Source organism: Clostridium sp. MSTE9 (genome assembly GCF_000277625.1).
GTDB lineage: Bacteria > Bacillota > Clostridia > Oscillospirales > Acutalibacteraceae > Faecalispora > Faecalispora jeddahensis.
Window position 1 is genome coordinate 1 of sequence record NZ_AKFU01000004.1, and the last position, 22,616, is coordinate 22,616.

Annotated in this window: 24 protein-coding genes; 7 read left to right on the plus strand and 17 right to left on the minus strand. The window is 53.3% G+C overall.

From position 1 onward, the window contains the following. From HMPREF1141_RS00800 to pyrH, 7 genes are all read right to left on the minus strand, one after another. Positions 1–360: flavodoxin-dependent (E)-4-hydroxy-3-methylbut-2-enyl-diphosphate synthase (locus HMPREF1141_RS00800; RefSeq protein WP_009059999.1), on the minus strand; the 360-nt coding region annotated here is incomplete at its 3' end. Beyond that, a complete protein-coding gene (locus tag HMPREF1141_RS00805) occupies positions 357–1,430 on the minus strand; it encodes a site-2 protease family protein (RefSeq protein WP_009059972.1) in 1,074 nt (357 codons plus the stop codon). The genes HMPREF1141_RS00800 and HMPREF1141_RS00805, both read right to left, overlap by 4 nt. A 124-nt stretch (positions 1,431–1,554) precedes the next feature. Next, positions 1,555–2,703 (minus strand): 1-deoxy-D-xylulose-5-phosphate reductoisomerase, encoded by a 1,149-nt coding sequence (locus HMPREF1141_RS00810; RefSeq protein ID WP_009059987.1) that lies wholly within the window; start codon positions 2,701–2,703, stop codon positions 1,555–1,557. Between the two features lie 159 nt (positions 2,704–2,862). Next, positions 2,863–3,687, minus strand: coding sequence for a phosphatidate cytidylyltransferase (locus HMPREF1141_RS00815; RefSeq protein WP_155863434.1), 825 nt, complete (start codon positions 3,685–3,687; stop codon positions 2,863–2,865). Positions 3,688–3,689: 2 nt separating this feature from the next. Beyond that, a complete protein-coding gene (locus HMPREF1141_RS00820; RefSeq protein WP_009059992.1) occupies positions 3,690–4,415 on the minus strand; it encodes an isoprenyl transferase in 726 nt (241 codons plus the stop codon). 9 nt (positions 4,416–4,424) lie between these two features. Continuing rightward, a complete protein-coding gene (gene frr, locus HMPREF1141_RS00825) occupies positions 4,425–4,979 on the minus strand; it encodes a ribosome recycling factor (protein ID WP_009059989.1) in 555 nt (184 codons plus the stop codon). A 39-nt stretch (positions 4,980–5,018) separates the two neighbouring features. Then, complete coding sequence (pyrH, locus tag HMPREF1141_RS00830; RefSeq protein WP_187119620.1) at positions 5,019–5,738, minus strand: UMP kinase; 720 nt, start codon at positions 5,736–5,738, stop codon at positions 5,019–5,021. A 356-nt stretch (positions 5,739–6,094) separates the two neighbouring features. Here pyrH and HMPREF1141_RS00835 point away from each other — a divergent pair, with 356 nt between their 5' ends. Continuing rightward, positions 6,095–6,349, plus strand: a complete 255-nt coding sequence (locus HMPREF1141_RS00835) for a hypothetical protein (RefSeq protein ID WP_155863435.1) — start codon at positions 6,095–6,097, stop codon at positions 6,347–6,349. 60 nt (positions 6,350–6,409) lie between these two features. Here the strand turns inward: HMPREF1141_RS00835 and tsf are convergent, their stop codons facing one another. The 4 genes from tsf to sigG all read right to left on the minus strand — a co-directional run bounded on the left by tsf (position 6,410) and on the right by sigG (position 9,754). Further along, positions 6,410–7,324, minus strand: a complete 915-nt coding sequence (tsf, locus tag HMPREF1141_RS00840) for a translation elongation factor Ts (protein WP_009059975.1) — start codon at positions 7,322–7,324, stop codon at positions 6,410–6,412. A 259-nt stretch (positions 7,325–7,583) separates the two neighbouring features. After that, positions 7,584–8,315, minus strand: a complete 732-nt coding sequence (rpsB, locus tag HMPREF1141_RS00845) for a 30S ribosomal protein S2 (RefSeq protein WP_009059985.1) — start codon at positions 8,313–8,315, stop codon at positions 7,584–7,586. 162 nt (positions 8,316–8,477) lie between these two features. Next, positions 8,478–8,765 (minus strand): YlmC/YmxH family sporulation protein, encoded by a 288-nt coding sequence (locus tag HMPREF1141_RS00850; protein WP_009060029.1) that lies wholly within the window; start codon positions 8,763–8,765, stop codon positions 8,478–8,480. 206 nt (positions 8,766–8,971) lie between these two features. Further along, positions 8,972–9,754, minus strand: a complete 783-nt coding sequence (gene sigG / locus HMPREF1141_RS00855; protein WP_009060007.1) for an RNA polymerase sporulation sigma factor SigG — start codon at positions 9,752–9,754, stop codon at positions 8,972–8,974. A gap of 437 nt (positions 9,755–10,191) precedes the next feature. On the opposite strand from sigG, the gene sufC reads away from it, so the two are divergent. The 5 genes from sufC to sufU are packed head-to-tail and all read left to right on the plus strand — an operon-like array spanning position 10,192 to position 15,141. Then, the gene (gene sufC, locus HMPREF1141_RS00860; protein WP_009060017.1) at positions 10,192–10,947 is read left to right on the plus strand and encodes a Fe-S cluster assembly ATPase SufC; all 756 of its coding nucleotides are present in this window, start codon (positions 10,192–10,194) and stop codon (positions 10,945–10,947) included. Next, entirely contained in the window at positions 10,944–12,362 is a 1,419-nt protein-coding gene (gene sufB / locus HMPREF1141_RS00865; RefSeq protein ID WP_009059978.1) for a Fe-S cluster assembly protein SufB, read from the plus strand. The genes sufC and sufB overlap by 4 nt, the downstream gene beginning before the upstream one ends. A gap of 16 nt (positions 12,363–12,378) precedes the next feature. Beyond that, a complete protein-coding gene (locus HMPREF1141_RS00870; RefSeq protein WP_009059983.1) occupies positions 12,379–13,455 on the plus strand; it encodes a SufD family Fe-S cluster assembly protein in 1,077 nt (358 codons plus the stop codon). Further along, positions 13,452–14,678 carry a SufS family cysteine desulfurase gene (locus tag HMPREF1141_RS00875; protein ID WP_009059996.1) on the plus strand — a complete coding sequence of 409 codons (1,227 nt, stop codon included), beginning with the start codon at positions 13,452–13,454 and terminating at the stop codon, positions 14,676–14,678. The genes HMPREF1141_RS00870 and HMPREF1141_RS00875 overlap by 4 nt, the downstream gene beginning before the upstream one ends. Continuing rightward, on the plus strand, positions 14,668–15,141 hold the full coding sequence (gene sufU, locus HMPREF1141_RS00880) for a Fe-S cluster assembly sulfur transfer protein SufU (RefSeq protein WP_009059969.1): 474 nt from the start codon (positions 14,668–14,670) through the stop codon (positions 15,139–15,141). Before HMPREF1141_RS00875 ends, sufU begins: the two co-directional genes overlap by 11 nt. Before the next feature lie 85 nt (positions 15,142–15,226). Here the strand turns inward: sufU and HMPREF1141_RS00885 are convergent, their stop codons facing one another. The 6 genes from HMPREF1141_RS00885 to eda form a co-directional block, all read right to left on the minus strand. After that, positions 15,227–15,973, minus strand: a complete 747-nt coding sequence (locus HMPREF1141_RS00885; protein WP_009060004.1) for a hypothetical protein — start codon at positions 15,971–15,973, stop codon at positions 15,227–15,229. A gap of 197 nt (positions 15,974–16,170) precedes the next feature. After that, positions 16,171–16,902, minus strand: a complete 732-nt coding sequence (locus HMPREF1141_RS00890; protein WP_242824537.1) for an AAA family ATPase — start codon at positions 16,900–16,902, stop codon at positions 16,171–16,173. A gap of 46 nt (positions 16,903–16,948) precedes the next feature. Further along, a complete protein-coding gene (locus tag HMPREF1141_RS00895; protein WP_035316340.1) occupies positions 16,949–17,725 on the minus strand; it encodes an AIM24 family protein in 777 nt (258 codons plus the stop codon). 261 nt (positions 17,726–17,986) lie between these two features. Then, positions 17,987–19,012: a sugar kinase gene (locus HMPREF1141_RS00905; protein WP_035316342.1), complete on the minus strand. Its 1,026-nt coding sequence runs from the start codon at positions 19,010–19,012 to the stop codon at positions 17,987–17,989. Positions 19,013–19,252: 240 nt separating this feature from the next. Further along, positions 19,253–20,272: a sugar kinase gene (locus tag HMPREF1141_RS00910; RefSeq protein ID WP_009060001.1), complete on the minus strand. Its 1,020-nt coding sequence runs from the start codon at positions 20,270–20,272 to the stop codon at positions 19,253–19,255. Between the two features lie 114 nt (positions 20,273–20,386). Then, positions 20,387–21,352: a bifunctional 4-hydroxy-2-oxoglutarate aldolase/2-dehydro-3-deoxy-phosphogluconate aldolase gene (gene eda, locus HMPREF1141_RS00915; RefSeq protein WP_009060015.1), complete on the minus strand. Its 966-nt coding sequence runs from the start codon at positions 21,350–21,352 to the stop codon at positions 20,387–20,389. Between the two features lie 262 nt (positions 21,353–21,614). Between eda and HMPREF1141_RS00920 the strand changes: the two genes are divergently transcribed. After that, a complete protein-coding gene (locus HMPREF1141_RS00920) occupies positions 21,615–22,385 on the plus strand; it encodes an IclR family transcriptional regulator (protein ID WP_009060056.1) in 771 nt (256 codons plus the stop codon). Positions 22,386–22,616: the final 231 nt, after the last annotated feature.

A 22,616-nucleotide genomic window follows, 5' to 3' on the forward strand; every position in this document is an offset into this window, starting at 1 on the left:
GCGGCAGGCGTCCGCCACCGCTTTGACGCGGTCGTCGGAACCGATATTGCCGGGGTTGATGCGGATTTTATCGATGCCTGCCTCGACGGATTCGAGCGCAAGCCGGTAATCAAAGTGAATATCAGCCACCAATGGGATCGTCGTGGCCGCCTTAATGGCAGGAATCAGCCGCACCGACTGCTGATTCGGAATCGCAACGCGAAGAATCTCGCAGCCGGCTGTTTCCAGCTCCCGCGCCTGACGGACGTTTCCGTCCACATCCGCCGCGGGAACGTTCAGCATCGATTGAATGGAAATGGGCGAATCGCCGCCAATCGCGACGCCGCCCACATTCAATTTTCTTGTTAATTTTCGGTTCATGCTCCCAATCCCTTCCCGGTAAAGAGCCGCAGAACATCGCTGTAGGTAACGATGATCATAAAGGTCATCAAAAGCGCAAAACCAGCCGCGTGTACCCAGCCCTCGTATTTGGGGTTGATCGGGCGGCGGCGTACCAGTTCAATCAAAAGGAAAATCAGGCGGCCGCCGTCAAGAGCCGGCAGGGGCAGCAGATTCACCACGCCAAGGTTGACGGTAATCATCATCATCATCATGATAATGTTATTGACCGCGGGCAGAATTCCTTCTTTCAGGCCCATAGAAGCGGCCTGTGAAATTGCGTCTGCCGCACCAATCGGCCCGGCCATATCATTCAGGCCGAACTGACCCGTCACCAGGCCAACCAGGCTGTACCAGACCATGCGAACGACGGAAACCGTATCCGCACCGGATTTCTGGATCAGCGTGACCGGATTTCTCTCTATGCCGGACACATAGAAGTCCAGCACCATTACCTGCTTATCGCCGTTCTGGCGGGTGTTCATTTTCACGTCGTGGAACGTAAGCTTCTCGCCCTTTCGCACCACAGAAATATCGATTGACTGCGGATTTGCCGTAGCCAGGGAAAAGCTCAGGTCGCGGTCGGTGCGCACACGGTAGCCGTCGATGGAATAAAACTGGTCGCCGGCCTGAATGCCCGCCTTCTGCAGAGCGGAGCCTTCCGCAAACTGCGCGATGGTAGTAGAGGTAAACATCGGCTGCTGCACCAGCAAAACCATCATCAGCACAATACCGAACAAAATGTTCATGATTGCACCGGCGCAGACAACGATAATCCGTCTCCATACCGGTTTATTGCCGAACGCCCGGTCATCCTCGCTGCTCTCGTCTTCCCCCTCCATGGCGCAATAACCGCCGATGGGCAGCAGGCGCAGCGAGTACTGAGTCTCTCCCTTTTGAAAATGAAACAGTGTTGGACCCATGCCGATCGCAAATTCATTGACACGGATCCCTGAAAGCTTTGCCGTGAAAAAATGGCCGAATTCATGAATGAAAATGATCAGGCCAAATAACAGCACCGCAAACAGAATAAGCAGGATATTGATAATCATATTCACCTCATCAGTCTACCGCAGTTCCGCTTTCAAAAGAACCGTTGATTTCTTTCCCCTTCTTTGGCAGGGAAGAAATTTTCATCTTTGCACAAGTGTATTTTGAAAGGGAACCGCATGGATTTTATTGTACGCTTTCCAAAACGAAATTCCGTGCATTTTGGTCCGCCGTCAGCACCTGCTGCGGCGTTTCAGGCTGCCCGGCAGCCTGCCTTTTCATTGCAGCTTCAACAAGCTGCGGAATCTGTAAAAACGGGATGCGGCCCGAAAGAAACAGCTTTACCGCTTCTTCGTTCGCCCCGTTCATCGCAGCCGGAGTCAGGCCGCCCTGCTGCGCGGCCTGCTTTGCAAGGCCGAGGCACGGGAACGCCTGTTCATCCGGCGGGTAAAACGACAGTGTGCCGAGCTCTGTAAGACTCAGGCGGTTTACAGGGGACGGCAGGCGCTCCGGCCAGGTGAGCGCATACTGAATCGGGATGCGCATATCCGGTACGCCAAGCTGTGCCAGAACCGAATAATCCTGGTACTCGATCATGGAGTGAACGATGCTTTCGCGGTGCACCACCACGTCGATTTGAGAAACCGGCATGTCAAACAGCCACGAGGCCTCGAGAATCTCCAAGCCCTTGTTCATCATGGTGGCGGAATCGATCGTCACCTTGGCGCCCATGCTCCAGTTGGGGTGGCGCAGCGCCTGCTCGGGCGTAACCTGCTCCAGCTCCTCGCGTGTTTTGCCGAAAAACGGCCCGCCGGACGCGGTGAGAATCAGCCGCGCTACCGTCGACGGACGCGGGCAGCCCTGCAGGCACTGAAAGATTGCGGAATGCTCGCTGTCTACCGGCAGAATCCGCACGCCGTTTTCGCGCGCGGCCTTCATCACCAGCGCACCGCCGGCCACCAGCGTTTCCTTGTTGGCCAGCGCAACATCCTTTTTGGCAGAAACGGCGGCCATGGTAGGAAGAAGCCCTACCATGCCCACCACCGCATTACAAACAATATCTGCTTCCTGTATGGAAGCCGCCTGACAAAGCCCATCCATTCCTGCGGCGACGCGCACCGGAAGATCGCGTACGCGCTCCTTTAAATCCCGGGCGGCGTTTTCGTCAAACACCGCCGCGAGGGCCGGGCGGAACTCACGAATCTGCTCTTCGAGCAGCTGTATATTACTGTGAGCCGCGAGCGCACATACCGAAAAGCCGTGCATTCTCGCCACTTCCAGGGTTTGCGTGCCGATTGAACCGGTGGAGCCAAGCAAAGAGATTTTCTTATCCATTCGTATTCACCATTCTGTTTCGATATCTCACTTAAAGGAATTCCATTTCAAAAAAACTTTGGAATGCTTCTTCCGCCTTTGATGAGAGGAGTATTATTTTCGCGCAAAGCCGCTTTTGAAAGTGACACTATTATTTTTTACCCGTTTTGCGGAAAAAAATCAGTGCACAACAACCGGCAGCACCTGCACCAGCAGATAAACAAACGGCGACACGAAAATTACGCTGTCAAACCGGTCCAGAATCCCGCCGTGCCCGGGGATCAGCTCCCCGAAATCCTTGATGTGGCAGCTTCGCTTGATGAGCGAGAAGATCAAGTCGCCCAGCACAGACATCACTGCGCCGCCAACGCCGATCAGCAGCAGCGAGAGATAAGACACATTGACCTGATAGGCATAAAAGAACACCTGAAAAATATACCCAAACACCAGCATGGCGGCTACGTTCAGCACAAGGCCGCCGATAACGCCCTCAACCGTTTTTTTCGGGCTGATCTTGGGACACAGCTTGTGCCGCCCCCACAGACTGCCCGCGGCAAACGCGCCGGTATCGGAAATCCAGGCGGAAAAAATCGCAATGATCACGTAGAACATGCCGTGTCTGTCGTCAAATTCACGCAGACCAAGAATGGTTCCCAGCATCGTGGGAATCATGAGGGTCATGCTGTACAGCACGATCAGATGATGGAACGATATCGTACTGCTGAAGGCGATGAGCATCGCGAACATGACCACGGTGTATACATAATAAGCGGTCTGTGTTCCCAGCCCGATCGGCACAAAAAACAATGCCGCCGCAAACAGCAGGCTCGGGACCACCAGGACATACTGCTTTGCGATCCCCAGCGCCTGAATCAGTTCATTGATCGCCAAAACCGAAATGAGGGCGACAGCCAGATTCAGCGCGGGAGGAAAACGAACGTTGAACACAACGATCGCCGCCAGAAACAGAATCAGAACGACTCCGGACATCACTCGATTTTTCAAAATCAAATCCCCCCAAAGCGCCTGTTCCGATTCGAAAACTCCCGCAGAGCGCTGTCAAGGTCTCGGGTCGTAAAATCCGGCCAGAGTTTATCCATGATAATATACTCCGTATAGGCCGACTGCCATAACAGGAAATTAGAAATGCGGTATTCCCCGCTGGGGCGCAGCACCAGATCCGGGTCCGGCTGGCCGGCCGTATAAAGATGCTGCGAAATCAGATCTTCCGTAATCTGCTCCGGCAGAAGGGTGCCTTTCTGCACCTGCTCCGCCAAAAGACGAACCGCGTGGGTCAACTCCGCGCGGCCGCCGTAATTCATCGCAATATTCAGAACCATCCCCGTTTTATCGGCGGATACCTCTTCTGTACGGGCAAACAAATTTTGCAGATGCTGCGGGAACACAGAAAGATCCCCAAGAAATTTTACACGGATATTTTCGCCCAGAAAATCCCGCAAAGCTTCTTCCAAGTACTGCTGAAAAATCTTCATCAGTGCTTCGATTTCATCGGACGGGCGCTTCCAGTTTTCTGTGGAGAAGGCGTACACCGTCAGATATTTGACCCCAATGGAAGCACAGTACCGGGTGATCTTTTTAAAATTAGCCGCCCCGGCCGTATGACCGGCCGAACGCGGAAGGCCCCGCTTTTTCGCCCAGCGGCCGTTGCCGTCCATAATGATGCCCAAATGCCGGGGAATGATGGGCTGCTCCTGGTCTGAAACATGATTCATAAGCCGGTTTTATATCTCCATTATTTCTTTCTGTTTCTTTTCAAATAGTATGTCAATTTCCTTGCAGTATTTATCGGTTAAATCCTGTGTTTTTTTCTCACCCTGCTTCAGATCATCCTCGGTGATTTCGGCAGTCTTCTTCTTCGCCTTGAGCTTTTCAATCGCATCGCGGCGAATGGAGCGCACAGCCACCTTGGCTTCTTCCGACATTTTGGCGATATCCTTCGTGATGTCGCGGCGGCGCTCCTCGGTCAACTGCGGGAACATCAGGCGGATCACCTTGCCGTCGCTCTGGGGATTGATGCCGAGCTCGGAGCTGAGAATCGCCTTTTCGATCGCGCGGACGGAAGAAGCGTCCCACGGCTGAATGGTCAAAAGCCGCGCCTCAGACACAGAAATCGCCGCCAATTGGTTCACAGCCGTAGGGGTGCCGTAATAATCCACCATGATTTTATCCAGAACTGCGGGGTTGGCCCGGCCTGCCCGGATCGTGGTGTACTCATTGGTCAGGACGGAAAGAGTTTTCTTCATTTTGGTTTCCGCTTGGGTCAGTACCTCTTGCATTACAATCTTCCTTTCTCACTTTTGCTTTTGTAAAATCAATTATTTTACCAGCGTTCCGATCGGCTCGCCGCACACGGCCCGCAGAATGTTTTCGGGGTCCGCAATGCTGAATACCAGAATCGGAATATCGTTGTCCTTGCACAAGGTAGCCGCCGTACTGTCCATAACATGCAGATCCTTATTCAGAACATCCATAAACGAAAGGGAGTCGAACTTTACCGCCGTTTCGTTCAGTTTGGGGTCGCTGTCGTACACGCCGTCCACGAGAGTGGCCTTCATGATAATATCGGCGTCAATTTCCGCAGCGCGCAGAGAAGCCGCTGTGTCGGTAGAGAAAAACGGATTGCCGGTGCCGCAGCCGAACACCACAACGCGTCCCTTTTCCAGGTGGCGCACCGCACGGTTGCGGATATAGGGCTCCGCGACCTGCTGCATGGTGATTGCCGTCTGCACCCGTACGGGCACACCCAGCTGCTCGAGGGCATCTGCCACGCCGAGCGCATTGATCACCGTCGCCAGCATTCCCATATGGTCGGCTCTGGTACGATCCATCTTTCCGCTGCTGCGGCCGCGCCAGAAGTTGCCGCCGCCCACAACGATACCGACTTGAACACCAAGATCCGCGCAGGCTTTAATCGGCGCACAAATCTTCAGCACCGTATCAAAATCAATACCATGCTCTTTTCCGCCGGCCAGCGACTCGCCGCTGAGCTTTAACAGAACTCTTTTATATTTAGGTTGCAATTCATAACACCCCATTATGATTTTACTATATTTTACAATAGGAGAAAAAGAAAGTAAAGCCTTAATCGCCCGTTTTCACAAGAGGATTGCCAATATTCTTATTACCGATACGCATTGTTCACAATAATTTTGCAATTTGCCGTGAAGAGCCTGAAAAGCCGCTTCCAGTTTTTGACTTTTTGTGTTCAATGTGTTATGAAATAAGTAACAAGATTATGTAAAGAAGGGAGAAGTATTATAAAAAAAACGAAAAAGAACATTTTGTTGGGAACACTCACCGTCACCTTATCGGCAGCGATCCTGCTGGCCGGTTCCAAAGCGCTGCATCCGAATCCATTATGAGCAGCCAGAGCATTGCAGACAAAGGGATCATGCTTGAATCGGTTACAACCGATTCGGCCGGAAACAGTTTGACAAACATCAGCCTCGGAAAAAACATCTATCAGGTTGCAATCGAGGATCATGCCATGATAGTCAAAAGCCCCAAGGACGGCAAGGTCATCAGCGTCAATGAGCAGCAGGACGACAACACCTATATTTTAACGCTGAATCAAAAGCAGCGGATTCAGGTTGCGGTCGACCCTCAGGCGAACATGCTCCGGCTTGCGGGAAAAAGCGCCCAGTAAACACAAAGAAAGAGCAGGGAAAATTCCTCCCTGCTCTTTTCCATACCAATGGGAAACGGATTATTTCACCATGCTGGCGACTTCGTCCGCAAAATTATCTTCTTTTTTCTCGAGGCCCTCGCCCTTCTCAAAACGGGCAAATGCTTCGATGGTGATCTCGCCGCCAAGCTCCTTGGCTACGGAATCGGTATACTGCTGAACGTTCTTGTCGCTGTCCTTGACATAAACCTGATCAACGAGGCAGATGTCCTTGAAGAACTTGGACAGACGGCCGACAACGATCTTCTCTGCGATCGCGGCGGGCTTGCCGTCGTTGATGACCTGCTCGGTCAGGATCTTCTTCTCATGCTCAACCACATCAGCCGGAACAGCCTGTTCGTTGAGGTAGGACGGATTTACCGCAGCAATCTGCATCGCGATATTCTTGGCATACTCCTGGAACTCAGGCTTCGCCGCAATTTCAGCAGAGGTGCCGAACTGTGCGATAACGCCGATTCGACCGTTCGCATGCACATAGCTTACAACGGGGCCCTCCATACGGGCAAAACGGCGGATCTTGATGTTCTCGCCGATTGTCTGAATCTTCTCTTTGAGAAGATCGTCGACCTTCTTATCGAAACCGGAAGCGGTGAGATTCAGCAGAGCATCCACATCCGCGGGGTTCTGCTCTTCCACCGTGTCGGCCACCGTCTTAACAAATGCCTGGAACTCGGCGTTCTTGGCAACGAAGTCGGTTTCCGCGTTTATTTCTACCACCACAGCAACATTGCCGAGAGCGTTTACCTGCGCATACGCTACGCCTTCCGCTGCGATACGGCCGGATTTCTTGTTTGCGGCAGCCAGGCCCTTTTCTCTGAGAATATCGACCGCGGCGTCCATGTCACCGTTTGATTCTGTCAAAGCTTTTTTACAATCCATCATTCCGCAGCCGGTTCTCTCGCGAAGCGTTGCTACATCTTTTGCTGTAAAAGCCATTTTCTTTTCCTCCGATTCTATTGTGTTGCGGTATCACAACCGAAAAGCGGCTTGTGATCCCTTTGAAAATCTATGATACCACAGGCGCAACGCGCCGTTGTGGTATACTTATCAATTGGCGGAGCCTGGTATCATAAGCCGCCCCGCGGCTTATGATACCACAAAGCACGCGCAGCGCCTGTGGTACAGTATCCTCAAAAAATACCCGTCTGAAATCAGGCGGGTATCTTTTCTCTCAACTTAGAGCTGTTAAAGCGGCTTATTCAGCCTGCGCCTCTTCTTTTTCTTCTGCAGCGGCAGCGCCCATACGGCCCTCTCTGCCCTCTGCAATCGCGTTGGCCATCGTTGCGGAAATCAGCTTGACCGCACGAATCGCATCGTCGTTGCCGGGGATGACATAGTCGATCTCATCGGGATCGCAGTTGGTATCGACGATCGCAACGATCGGGATGCCGAGCTTCTTCGCTTCTGCTACCGCGATGCGCTCCTTGCGGGGGTCTACGATAAACAGAGCGCCGGGGATCTGACGCATGTCTTTGATGCCGCCGAGGAATTTCTCGAGCTTTTCAATTTCCAAACGGAGCTTTACAACTTCCTTCTTGGGGAGCAGTTCAAAGGTTCCGTCTTCTTCCATTGTCTTGAGCTGGTTCAGGCGGTCAATTCTGCGGCGAATGGTGCGGAAGTTGGTGAGCATGCCGCCCAGCCAGCGGGCATTCACATAGTAAGCGCCTGCGCGCTCCGCCTCTTCACGAACAGAATCCTGAGCCTGCTTCTTTGTGCCGACAAACAGCACCGGTCTGCCCTCTTCAGAAAGGGTGCGGACAAAGCTGTAAGCTTCTTCGAGCTTCTTCACGGTCTTCTGCAGGTCAATGATGTAGATGCCGTTGCGCTCGGTGAAGATGTACTCCGCCATTTTGGGGTTCCATCTTCTGGTCTGGTGGCCAAAGTGTACACCGGCCTCCAAAAGCTGTTTCATAGATACTACTGCCATACGAAAAATCCTCCTTGGTTATTCCGCCGCCGCACCTTTATTTTGACGGGAGACCCGCGAAGGGCACCATAGCGTCAAAGCGCGGCGTGTGTGATTTACTGGAGTATTATAGCACGGCACAGAGGATTTGGCAAGTTTTTTCCTGATTTTCCGCGAATTTTATCACGTGTGGAACCAGCCGCTGCCAAACCGCTTTTTCGGGCGGAACGGCACCGAGAAATCCACCAGAACCGTTTCCTCCCCGATGATCTGAATATCCTCCCAGCGGATGACGATATCGTCCTCCCGGCCCAGAAGGCCCAGCCACTTCAGCCGGCCATAAATAATGATTGCACTGATTCTTGCTGTTTTCAGTTCAATCTCAATGTCGTTTACGGCGCCAAGTCTGGTGCCGTCTTTGATACTGATAACCTCTTTGTTCCTCATATCGGCCATTCTGCAATTCGTCATCAGGCACACCTCCCGCCTGATGCTATCTATATTCATCCATTGGTGCCTTTTAACACCCGCGGACAAATCGATGGGCCGGTCAAAAGCAAATTTTTCTTCCGGAACAAAGAAACGGAAAGAAAAAACGCCCTTTTTTCTATTTTAAAATCATTTTTTGAGATTTTTGCCAGATACTAAGGTACGGTTGTATGATTAAGGAAAAGAGATTAAATCTCTTTCTTGATCTTGTCCAACGCACCTTTCTCCAACCGCGAAACCTGTGCCTGACTGATACCGATTTCTCCCGCGACCTCCATCTGGGTTTTTCCCTGGAAGAAGCGCATGGAGAGAATCCGTTTTTCCCGGTCGCTCAGGTCGCTGATGGCTTCCTTCAGCGCGATTTCGTCCAGCCAGTTGCTGTCGTCGTTTTTGTCCCCTACCTGATCCATCACATAGATTGTATCGTTTCCGTCGGAAAAAACCGGTTCATACAGGGATACGGGCTCGACGATCGCCTCCAGTGCCAGAACGACTTCTTCGCGCTGCAGGCCAAGCGCCTTGGCAATTTCGTTTACCGTGGGTTCTTTTCCGTTTTCCGCTGTCATTCGCTCCTTCATCTGCATCGCCTTATAAGCGGTGTCGCGCATGGACCGGCTGACGCGGACGCTGTTGTTGTCCCGCAGATAGCGCCGGATTTCGCCGATGATCATGGGCACTCCGTAGGTGGAAAACCGGACATCCAGATCGGGATTGAAATTATCGATGGCCTTCATCAGCCCGATGCACCCCACCTGGAACAGGTCGTCCAGATTTTCTCCCCGGTTGGTAAAGCGCTGAATAACGCTCAAAACCAGCTTTAAATTGCCGCTGATCATTTCCTCGCGCGCTTTTTTCTTCTCCGCCGGTGTTCCGTGCTTGATTTTCTGCAGCAGCATCTGTTTTTCGGCCTCGGTCAGCACCTTTAGCTTGGCCGTGTTTACTCCGCAGATCTCTACCTTATTGTACTGCATGACTCCCCCGCCTTCCACTCTGAAACTGTCTGGCTGTTACACGTTCATTATTGCCAGATTCTGATAGCTTCATTCGCAGAGATTCCCAGAAACCGAAATCATGCTGTTTCTTCTGACTCTCCGTCCGCGAATCAAACGTAAAAAACACTTCTCTCGCCCCTGCCTTGGGCATGGAGAGAAAACACAAGCGGGATGCGTGTTTTTGGGAGATCAAATTGGGATTCCAAACGTGAAAATCCGTTTAAAACCATTGATCCTCGGGGGAAAAGCAGTATTCATGAAAAAAACTTGTGCAAATGGGGAATTTATTTTGTTTTTTCTCTTGCATCCTGTAAAAAAAGGGGTATAATGAAATATGCGAATTAAGTATACGAAATTAGTATACATTAACCTCCATTTCAATTCCTAATTTCAATCTAATAATGAGGTGAACATTCATGTCCCATGAATTGCTGAAAGTAGAAAACCTGCAGGTGGGTGTTGAAGATAAGGTGATACTGGACAAGCTGAACCTTACCATCCGCAACGGCGAAACGCATGTGCTGATGGGCCCCAACGGCGCGGGTAAATCCACCCTGGGGTATGCCATAATGGGCCATCCGCAATATAATATCTGTCAGGGTAACATCGTGTTCGACGGAGACGACATTACGAACGAGCCGACCGATGTGCGTGCGAAAAAGGGAGTTTTCCTCTCCTTTCAGAATCCCGAAGAGGTTCCCGGAATCGCGCTGGGCAACTTTCTGCGCGTGTCCCGCGAGGCGGTGACCGGTGAAGCCCCCCGCATCCTGAAGTTTCAGAAAGAAATGAGAAGCCTGATGGATTCGCTGGAAATCAGCCAAGATTACGCCGCGCGTTACCTGAACGTCGGTTTTTCCGGCGGTGAGAAGAAGAAATCCGAAATTCTGCAGATGCTGATGCTGAACCCCAAGCTGGCGATTCTGGATGAAACGGATTCCGGCCTGGACGTAGACGCCGTAAAGGTTGTTTCGAAGGGCATCCGTCAGTTCCGCAACGATAAAAATTCCCTGCTGATCATCACGCATAACGCAAAGATTCTGGACGGCCTGAAGGTGGACTACGTTCACATCCTGGTAAACGGCACGATCGTGCATACCGGCGACAGCAGCCTGATTCAGGAAATCAATGAAAAGGGCTTCCAGTTTTTTGAAGCGGGAGGTGTCCGCAATTGAGAGCCTTTGAAGAAGAAAAAACAAGGGTTGACGACATAGACAGAACCATCTACGACGTGAAGGACAAGGTTGACGCCGCCTTTACCGTCGATTCGGGCCTGACGCCGGAAATCGTAAACCAGATTTCCGTTGAGAAAAAGGACCCGGAATGGATGCGTCTGTTCCGCCAGAAGTCCCTGCGCACTTATAATGAAATGCCGCTGCCCGGCTGGGGCCCCTCTCTCGATGGCCTGGATATGGATCACATCGTGACCTATGTCCGCCCCAAAACCAGCATGAGCAGCAAATGGGAGCAGGTTCCCGAAGACATTAAAAATACCTTTGAACGCCTCGGCATTCCCCAGGCGGAGCGCCTTTCGCTCGCGGGCGTCGGCGCTCAGTACGATTCCGAGGTCGTGTACCACAACGTGCGCGCCGAGGTGGAAGCACAGGGCGTTGTTTATACCGATATAGAAAGCGCGCTGCACGGCCCGTACGCTGAAATGATCCGCAAGCACTTTATGAAGCTGGTTCCCCCCAGCGACCATAAATTTGCTGCACTGCACGGCGCGGTGTGGTCCGGCGGCTCGTTCGTTTACGTTCCCGAGGGCGTGAAGCTGACGATCCCGCTGCAGTCTTACTTCCGCTTGAACGCGCCGGGCGCCGGCCAGTTCGAGCACACCCTGATTATTGTGGAAAAGAATGCGTACCTGCATTTCATAGAGGGCTGTTCCGCCCCGAGATATAACGTAGCCAACCTGCACGCCGGCTGCGTGGAGCTGTTTATCGGCGAGAATGCCCGCCTGCGCTACTCCACCATTGAAAACTGGTCGAAGAACATGTATAACCTGAACACCAAGCGCGCGCTGGTCGAAAAGGGCGGCGCGATCGAATGGGTTTCGGGTTCGTTCGGTTCCAACACCTCTTGCCTCTACCCCATGAGCGTGTTAAAGGGCGAGGGCGCGCGCACGGAATTTACCGGCATCACCTTTGCCGGCAAGGGCCAGACCCTCGACAACGGCTCGAAGGTCATTCACGCCGCGCCGAACACCAGCTCGCGCATCAGCACCAAGTCGATCTCGAAGGACGGCGGAACCTGTATTTACCGCAGCAGCGTCGTCATCACCCCTGAAGCGGCACACAGCAAATCCTCTGTTTCGTGCGAATCTCTGATGCTGGATTCCGAATCCCGTTCCGATACGATTCCGGTAATGGACATTCAGAACGACGAGTCCGATGTGGGTCACGAGGCGAAAATCGGCCGGATCAGCGACACCGCGATCTTCTACCTGATGACCCGCGGCCTGAGCGAGGACGACGCGCGTTCCATTATCGTCAGCGGCTTTGCCGAGCCGATCGCGAAGGAGCTGCCGATGGAATACGCCGTGGAAATGAACAACCTGATCAAGCTCGAAATGAGCGGCAGCATCGGATGAGGAAAGGAGCCTTGCAATGAATATCACCTTGAATCAAGTAAACCTGCTGCCGGTCAGAACCTGGAAATGGCTCGGAGTCAACGGCACGGCGGTGGAAGAAGAAATCCCCGGCGAATTTGCCGCGTGGGAACCGCAGGCTCTGAACCTGCCGCAGGGAATCAAACAGAATGCCGCTGCCTTTAACGGAGCGGAGCAAATAGAGACCGGCATGGGCAAAGACGCGGAGCAATTTGTTTTGCAGAACCAAAACGCGGGAATCCACCTGACTGCCGAAGGCAGCGCCGAGGAACCGATCACCGCGGAATATGTGCTGGACGCCTCCTGTCCCGCGCTTGCCGATTACAACACCATTTATGCAAAAGAAAACAGCAGAGTCACGCTGGTGCTTTCTTACCGTTCACAGGGCAGCGCAGGCGTATTCCACACCAGCCTGACTAAGATTGTCGCGGAGCGCGGAGCGCATGTGCGCCTGGTGCAGGTACAGCTGCTCGACGACAACGCGTTCCATTTTGACGACGTCGGCGTGATCGAAAAAGAAAACGCCGTGGTGGAGGTCATTCACATCGAGCTGGGCGCGCACAAGATTTTTTCGGGCTGCAAGGCCCGGCTGGAAGAACGCCGCAGCCGCTTTGAGGCGGAAACGATTTATCTGGGCGACAAATCCAGAATCATTGATATGAACTACGTGGCGCAGCATATCGGCAAGGAAACGGAAAGTGAAATCCACGCGAACGGCGCCCTGCTGGATGAAAGCCAGAAGATTTATCGCGGCACCATCGATTTTCTGCGCGGAGCCGCTTATTCCGTCGGGCATGAAAGCGAGTACACTCTGCTGTTCAGCCCCAAGGTGCGCAACCGCACCGCGCCGCTGATTCTGTGCGGCGAAGAGAACGTAGAAGGCCAGCATGCCGCGAGCATCGGCAAGATCGACCCCGGCAAGCTGTTCTACCTGATGTCCCGCGGACTTTCAGAGCCGCAGGCCAAGCAGATCGTCATTGAGGCCCAATTCACACCAGCTCTGGAGAAAATCCCGGCAGAAGCACTGCGGGAATCTGTCCACGACTGGCTGAAGGAAAGGATGAGCAACGCATGAACCGGATTCAGGAACAATTCCCCTTACTGAAAGAAAAGGTACACGGCAAGCCGATCGTTTATCTGGATAACGCCGCCACCGCGCAGCGTCCGGTCAGCGTTTTAAAGGCCGTGGATGATTTTTACCGCCACGATAACGCCAATCCGCACCGCGGCGTTTACGAGCTGGCCGTGCGCGCCACCGATGCGTTTGAGGACGCCCGCAAAGTGGTTGCCGGCTTTATCGGCGTAAAGGACGCGGCGGAGCTGATCTTTACCCGCAATGCCACCGAGGCTCTGAACCTGATCGCGTACAGCTATGGCCTGAACTTTCTCTCTGAAGGCGACGGCATCACGATCTCCATCGCAGAGCATCACAGCAATCTGGTACCGTGGCAGCACGTTGCCGGGGTGGTCGGCGCTTCTCTCGATTACCTGTACCTGACCGACGGGGCACGGATTTCCGACGAGGAAATCGCCGCAAAAATTACAGAAAAGACAAAGCTGGTTTCTGTCGCCCATATCTCCAACGTGCTGGGCGTTCAGCTTCCGGTTGAAAAAATTGTAAAGCGCGCGCACGAGGTCGGCGCCATTGTGGTGCTGGACTGCGCGCAGAGCATCCCCCATTTTCCTGTGGATGTTGAAAAGCTCGGTGTGGATTTTGCGGTATTTTCTGGCCACAAAATGTACGCACCGCTCGGCATCGGCGCGCTGTGGGGCCGCAGAGAGCTGCTGGAGAAAATGCCCCCGTTCCTTTCCGGCGGCGATATGATCGATTCTGTGGAGGAACAGGTGACCACGTATGCCCCCATCCCCCAGAAATTTGAAGCCGGTACGCAGGACGCCGCCGGTGCGGTCGGCCTGGCCGCGGCGGTCAAATTCATGCAGGAGATCGGCTGGGAAAAAATCACCCGCATTGAGCACGAGCTGATGGCCTACGCGCTGGAAGGGATGCGTCAGATTCCCCACGTTGCCATACTGGGCGGCGATATTCCCGCAAACGAGCGCTACGGCGCGATTTCGTTTCTCGTAGAGGATGTTCATCCCCATGACGTAGCCAGCATTCTGGATGCGGACGGCGTTTGCATCCGCGCGGGACATCACTGCGCACAGCCTTTGCTGCACCATCTGGATGTATACGCGACCAGCCGCATCAGCTTTGCCGTGTACAACACCAAAGAGGACATCGACGCGTTTCTGGAAAGCCTGAAGAAAGTCAGAGGAGTGATGGGCTATGGAGCTTGATCAGATTTATACCGAGATCATTACGGAGAACAGCCGCTCCAAGCGCAATAAGCGTGAGCTGGAAAACCCCACCGCTGTGATCAAAGGCGTAAACCCGACCTGCGGCGACGAAATCTCTTTGCAGATTCGCGAGAAGGACGGCATCATCGAAGACGCTTCTTTTACCGGGATTGGGTGTGCGATTTCACAGGCTTCGGCCTCCATTATGATCGATCTGATCAAAGGGAAAACAAAAGAGGAAGCGATGCACCTGGCTGAGACATTTCTCTCCATGATCAAGGAAGGCAAGCTGGACGAAGAAGCCCAGGATGAACTGGAGGACGCCGCCGCGTTCCAGAACATTTCGAAGCTGCCCGCGCGCGTGAAATGCGCGGTACTTGCCTGGCACACGCTGGAAGAGGCCATTCAGTCGGACGGAAACTGTCCAGGCGATGATTCCGCCTCCTGTAAGACCAGAATTTAAAAGTAATATCATAAATTGAAAAAGGGCTTCGCCGGTTTTGAATCGGCAAAGCCCTTTTTGATGTTGGTCTCAGTCGTGCATCTATTTACAGATATTGCATCTCCAGCGTGAAGGTATGGTTTTCTGAAAAATGAAACGCAACCGCTTGGGGCGGCGGGAATTTCGCCTCGGAAAACGCCTTTGCGCTGTCAAACACAATCAGCGGGGATCGGATCGTCAAAACGCTCCCCTGCTTTTGGATACAATCAAAAGCATCGGAAACCTGATAAAATTCCAATATCCCCCGATAGAACTTTTCAAAGTCGTCGATGGTATACCCTGTTTCGTATTTCTGTCCGGCAGTAAAGCCCCACCCCTTATTGGACTCAAAAACAGTGATGGAATCCTTCACCAATGGATAAGGAAAAACGATATCTGCGGTTCTTTGTTCCGAAGAGATAATCCGCGCCGTCAGGTCGGAAAATACATACTGATTTTTCTGATCTGATCCGGAATTTGGAACCCTCCCGACGAGAAAGGAAAGCTTTGAATTCTCTGCAGACGCGCGAGCGTACAAATAGGAATCCTGATATGTCTCTGTTATTATCTTGCCATCCGGATATATTTTTTGCAGCTGTGCGTCAATACCGGCAAAATCTAGGTCGCTTTCCACTCTGGTAGAAAGCGGATTGTAAAGATAAAGGCCCGAATCAAATTTCATCGGGAGATTCATTTCTGAACCGTTCAGAGCGTTTTCTATTTTGACCTGCGGGATCGGGTCCATTCCCCCGCAGGAGGACATCGTAATCAAAAACAAAGCTGAGAACAGAATACCATTCAAAACTTTTTTCATGTCAAATCCTTTCCTCCGGGATGATCCTGTTGATCTTCTATAAAAACATGTGCTAAACCGATTCTCTCCCCCACAGCCATGGATGAGAACCGGTTTTCCCTTTTTCATCGATGATTCGTATCCCATCTGCTCGTGATCTGATGGGAAGCAATTCAAAATGAGCCCATGCTTTTCAACACGGGCTCGGTCTGCCGGTTCTAATCAGCGGCATCTTTTTCGTCCAGCAGATACCGCAGCATCTTTTCCGGATGGTTCAAAAACTCCCGGGTCACAACATAATGCTCGGTCTGCTCATAGGCGGTGCGGCGAATCCCGCCGTCCTTTGACAGCACATAGATGCATGCGCCGGGGTATGCCATCAAAATTGGTGAATGCGTCGCGATGACAAGCTGAGAATCCTGCTGCACCAGACGGTGAAGATACACCAGCAGCGACATCTGGCGCGACGGCGACAGCGCGGCCTCCGGTTCATCTAGAAGATACAGGCCGTCTCCCCCGAATCGGTTGAGCACCAAAGCCAGAAAGCTTTCCCCGTGCGATTGCTCGTGCAGCGATACGCCGCCGTAGCTGCTAAGTAAGCCGGGCACATTCTGATTCAAATCATCAATATTGCTCGCCACATTATAAAAGCTTTCGGCGCGCAGGAAAAAGCCGTCCCTTGGGCGGCGGTAGCCCCTGACAAGACGCAGATACTCATACAGCTCTGAATGCGTTTCTCTGGAGGAAAAGGAGAAATTCCGGGTGCCGCCCTCGGGATTAAACCCCGCGGCCACGGCTATCGCTTCGAGCAAAGTGGATTTCCCCGTCCCGTTTTCTCCCACCAGAAAGGTGACCGGCTGTTCCAGCAAAAGCGGACTTCCCCACAGGCTCTGAACTGCCGGAAGCTCTTTCCAGTAGCAGCGCTGCTCCGGCACCCCGGTCAGCTCCACCCGCCTGAGGTACTGCGTCTCCAAGCTCTCCCCTCCCGCTCCGATATCACGCAATTCCCTGTGCGACCGGGGCCAGCAAAACCTTACCGGTTCCGCGGAATACATTGACCAGACCCTCGCCGGAAACAGCGGAGCCCATCAGCGATTTTCCGGAGCGCTCCACCGTGAAATTCAGGCTGCCGCTCCAGGCGATCGCCATGTTTCCATCCACCTTCAAAATATCGTCCTGCAGCGTGATCTCGACCAGCTCCTCACGCGGGCAGACAGATTCCAGGCAGAGGATGCCGCTGCCGCTGACGCCCAAATTGAACAGCCCCTCGCCGCCGGCCACCGCCGACGAAAAATTCGAGCGCATAACGGCCTTATGCTTGAGGGTAGATTCGCAGGCCAGGAACAGGCCGTCATCCAGCACGATGGAGCCATTCCAATCCTGAAGATCAACCAGAAGGATATGGTGGTAGGTCGGTTCCAGCACCAAAGTGCCGTTTCCGGTATATTCCGGCTTGATTGCCGATTCCCCCGTCACCTTGCCGCGCATCGCCTTGCCCAGCAAATCGCCCACACCCTTGATGCCGGTGGTGGCGTTTACGTTCCCCACCGTCCACTGCATTGCGCCGGCCTGCAGGGTAATCCCGCCGTTCGCTTTGCTGAGATCGCACACAACCTGGCGTTTGCGCACATTCATCGCATTCGCAAAATAGGCGATCTGCGCATCCTGCGGCATAACACTCAGGTCGCGCTGATACTCCAGAACGGTGAAGGCCCCCAAAGAAGCCAGCGTGGTAATATCGTCGTTGTCGATAAAGTTTGAAATTTGATACATTTCCATTTCCCCCTTCGATTTCTGGTCGGAATTCATGGCGTGCCGAAAGGCCCTTGGCAGAAAACTGCTTTTGATATAGAAAGCAACAGACGCTATGTGCGTTCTGTTTTTTGCCACCAGAACCATATCCTGTGATTTTATCTTACAGAAACAGATTTACAAAGTCAAGGAACGCCCTCAAATCCCCCTCCCCCATACTGCAAATACAGCAAAAAAAGCACAGTGCAGAAAATTCATCTGCGCTGTGCTTTTTGAGTTTGATCAGCGGTTCATTTCGCTCTGAAGGCCCTTGTTCTGGTGCTCCTCTATCAGACGCTCAATATCGCGGAAATCGGAGGCCGGCATATCGCCCGGCACCGTATTTTTCACGGCGCTGCTCGCGTTGCCGAATTCCAGCGCCTTCTGATGATCGCCGTATTTCAGCAAACCGAACAAAACGCCCGCCACATACGCGTCGCCGCTGCCGATGCGGTCTACGACCTCTATGTTGGCATACGGCTCTTCCTCATAGAACCGATCCTCTTTGGCGCTGTACAGAATCGAGCCGAAGGTATGCTGCTTGGGGCTGATGATCTGCCGGTTGGTGGTCGCAACCACCTCTACCCCGTAGTCCTGGCAATAGCTCTTCATGATGTCGTGCAGCTCGCCGGTTTTCTGGAACATTCTGCGCGACGTTTCAGAGGACACGAACAGGATATTGATGTACGGGAGGATGCTCTCGATCGTGCGCCGGGCTTCGTCCTCCTCCCACAGATTGGCGCGGTAGTTCACGTCGAACGAAATCTTTGCCCCGCCCGCGCGAAAACGGCGGACCAGCTCCAGCGCCACCTCGCGGGTCTGCTGGCTCAGCGCCAGAGAGATGCCGCTTGTGTGGAACACGCGCGTGCTGGTGTAGGCGGATTCGGGGATTTCCTCAAGCGTGATGCTGTTGATGGAGGAATGCTTTCTGTCGTACACCACGCAGGGCTTTCTGGGGTGCGCGCCGTTTTCATAATAATAGACTCCCAGGCGGGCATCGCGGCTTTCGTCGTACAGCAGAAAGTCATCGCTGACGCCGCCGAAGCGGATGCGGTTTTTGATGAAGGTACCGATCTCGCTGCGCGGAAGCTTGGAAATAATGCCCGTGCGCAGTCCTAACAATGACAGACCCGAAGAAACATTCAGCTCAGAGCCGCCCGCGCGCTTTTCAAAGACCACCCCGTCAACGATCCGCTCGTTGATGGTGGGCGAAAGCCGCAGCATGATTTCCCCAAAGGTGATGGCGTCAAAAGGTCGTTTGGATTCCATGACATCTGCTCCTTTTTTACGAATAACTCTGCTCTGCCAATCAAAACAGTGGATCACGCCGGTTCTCTTCCCCCGCCTTTGGCAAGGGAAGAGAACCGTGTTTCCCTGTTTCATCGCAGATTTTGGTATCAGCCTCTATTTCCCAGAGCCGTCTCTGATGAAGGAAAGGGCTTCCGGATGAATGATTCTCCGGGAGCCCTTTCCGCACACCGCACAGCGCGGCGCTGATTCGCCCGAACGTTATCTCTGAACGCGGCCCGAGCCGTCGCCCTTGGCAAGCTTGTTGACTTCGTCCACAGAAACCTGGTTGAAGTCGCCCTCGATCGAGTGCTTCAGGCAGCTGGCCGCCACCGCAAACTCAATGGCATCCTGCGGAGCGTAGCTGTTGAGCAGAGAGTAAATCAGGCCGCCGCCAAAGCTGTCGCCGCCGCCGACGCGGTCTACAATGCGGATGAGATAGTTCTTGCTGAAATAGTAGTCGCTGCCGTCGTACAGCATGGCCGCCCAGTTGTTGTCGCTGGCGGAGATGGAGCCGCGCAGAGTAATGGCAACCTTATCAAAGTGGAAGGTATCGGCCAGCTTCTTCGCGACCTCTTTATAGCCCTCGTGGCTGATCTTGCCGCCGGTAATATCGGTATTCGCCGCCTTGATGCCGAACACATCGCTGGCGTCCTCTTCGTTGGAGATGCACACGTTGACATACTCCATCAGCCCGCCCATCACCTGGCCGGCCTTTTCGCGGGACCACAGGTTCTTGCGGTAATTGAGATCGCAGCTGACGGTGACATTGTGGCGCTTCGCGGCCTTGCAGGCCTCAAGGCAGATCGCCGCCGCGCTGTCGCTGATCGCGGGAGTAATGCCGGTGAAGTGGAACCAGTCCACGCCCTCGAAAATATCATCCCAATTGAAGTCGGAGGGCTGTGCGGTCGCAATTGCGGAACCGGCGCGGTCGTAAATGACCTTGGACGGACGCTGGCTGGCGCCCTTCTCTAAAAAGTAGATGCCCACTCTGTCGCCGCCGCGGGTGATTTTAGAAACATCCACGCCGTATCTTCTCAGGGAATTAACGGCGCTCTGGCCGATGTCATGCTTCGGTAGCTTCGTGACAAAGCTGGCGTCAATGCCGAAATTGGCAAGGGATACCGCCACGTTTGCCTCACCGCCGCCATAGGTGGCGCCAAAGCTCTCTGCCTGAACAAAACGATAATAGCCTTCCGGTGCAAGGCGCAGCATGATTTCTCCAAAGGTAACTACTTTCATCTGAAAATCCTCCAAATAACATAGTGATTGCTTCCAAAACGTTTTCCGCTCCCCGCCGAAGACGAGGGGAAAATTTCTGTTTTTCAGCAAATATGATTTTTGATTCGGTTCCTATTACTTTTTCTGGGCAAGATGAACTCTAAAGCCGCAGAAATCGCGCTTGAAATAAATGATGGTCATATTGCCTTTGTCATCGTATTTCGCGGAATCCGGATCGAACTCGATGCCGCGGCTCTCAAAATAGCTAATGGCTCTGGGCAGGGAATTGGTGTTGATGGAGAAATGGCCGTGATCGCCAAAGCCCTTATATTTCATGATCTCTATAATTGTGCCGGCAAAGAAGGAGCTGCTTCCCTCTTTCTTAGCAAAACCGAAAATGTCGCTGAACGCGTCGGTCAGCTCACCGGCCTCGGCCGCGTCCTTGGTGTTGATGCCGATATGACCGAGCTCAAAGCCCAGCATGGTCTGAACCGCCTCGCGGGTCATGTCACGGATCTTGTCGAACTCGCCGGCACTGATCAGCTCGGGCTTTACCATCCAGCTGCCGCCGCAGGCCAGAATCTTATTATAGGCCAGATATTCGTTGAGGTTCTTCGCGTTGATGCCGCCGGTGGGCATGAATTTCATCTTCACATAGGGGGCCGCCAGCGCTTTGATCATCGCAAGGCCGCCCGCCTGCTCGGCCGGGAAGAATTTGACCACGTCGAGGCCAAGCTCAATGGCCTGCTCGATGTCGCTCGCGTTCGATACGCCGGGGGTGACCGGAATGCCCTTCTCCACACAGTACTTTACCACCTTGGGGTTCAGGCCCGGGCTGACGATAAAGGTAGCGCCCGCCGCAACCGCCTTGTCTACCTGCTCGGTCGTCAGAACCGTGCCTGCGCCGACGAGCATTTCGGGGTATGCCTTTGCAATGGCACGAATGGCTTCCTCTGCCGCATCGGTACGGAAGGTTACCTCCGCACAGGGCAGGCCGCCTTCGCACAGCGCTTTTGCCAGCGGTACGGCATCCTTCGCGTCGTCGATTTTAACAACGGGAACAATTCCGATCGCACCGATCTTTTTCAATACATCATTCATGTTCAGCACCTCTTTACCAAAGTTTCGTAATGTGGAACCAAGTTTCATTTTCTTTGTACTTTTATTATACTGTTTCCACGCGTGAAGTCAATAGAATCTGACAGCTTTCCAATTGTTTTTCCCCAAACACTGTGATACTATAAAAACACGAATTCAAAAGGAACGATTTGTACCCATTTTCAGGCACAATGCTCATCGAATCCTGATGGTCAGTCACTGTCATCTAAAATCATTCATCCATTGGAAAGGAAGAAATCGCTGTATGCCCCAAACAAATCCCGTTCAGTCGGCAGAGCGTATTTTTGAAATACTGGAGGCTCTGGTGCAAAACGGCCCGGTCACGCTGACCGAGCTGAGCACCCGCCTTTCCCTTCATAAAAGCACGGTGCACCGCCTGCTGAAATCCCTCATTCTGATGGGTTATGCGCGGCAGGAGGAAGAATCGGGGAAATATCTGCCCACCTATAAGATTCTGGGGCTGGCAGGGATGCTTCTCTCGAAGCTCGATATTCTTGCGGTGGCCCACCCTTACCTGGAGCGCCTGATGAGGCAGACACACGAAACCGTGCACTTCGTTCAGCGCGAAAACACCCATATCGTCTATGTGGATAAGGTGGAATCCGACGCCAACAGCATCCGCATGGTATCGCGGATCGGCCTGCGACAGCCCATGTATTCCACGGGGGTCGGCAAGGCGATTCTGGCGCAGATGAAGGACAGCGAAATCCGGGAGGTATGGAAGCAGAGCAAGATCCGCCCCTTTACCCCGCACACGATCGTCACACTGGAGCAGCTGATGGAAGAGATCGAGCTCATCCGGCGCCAGGGCTACGCACTTGACAACGAAGAAAACGAGCTGGGCGTGCGCTGCATCGCGGCCTGCGTAACGGATTTTTACGGCCGCGCCTCAAACGCATTCAGCATATCCGCCCCGGTATCGCGCATGTCTGACGAACGCGTGCTGGAGCTTTCGGAATATGTGCTCGAAACCAAGCGCGGCCTTTCTCAGGAACTGGGCTTTTCCGGGAAGTAATTCCCGGCCTGAGAACGGGCGCGCGTTTTTGGGCCTGCATGGATTTTTGGGAAATATGCGGGAAAGACTTTTTCTCATCCTATCATCGCAAAAGCTGCTTTGCGGGAAAATGACGGTTGATTCCCTGCCTTCGGCGGCGAATAAACCAACAGCTTTTTAGGATAGTATTCTAATAAAATACCAAATACCAGCGAATTTTGCGGGAAATGGAAGGTTTTTATGCAAAATCTG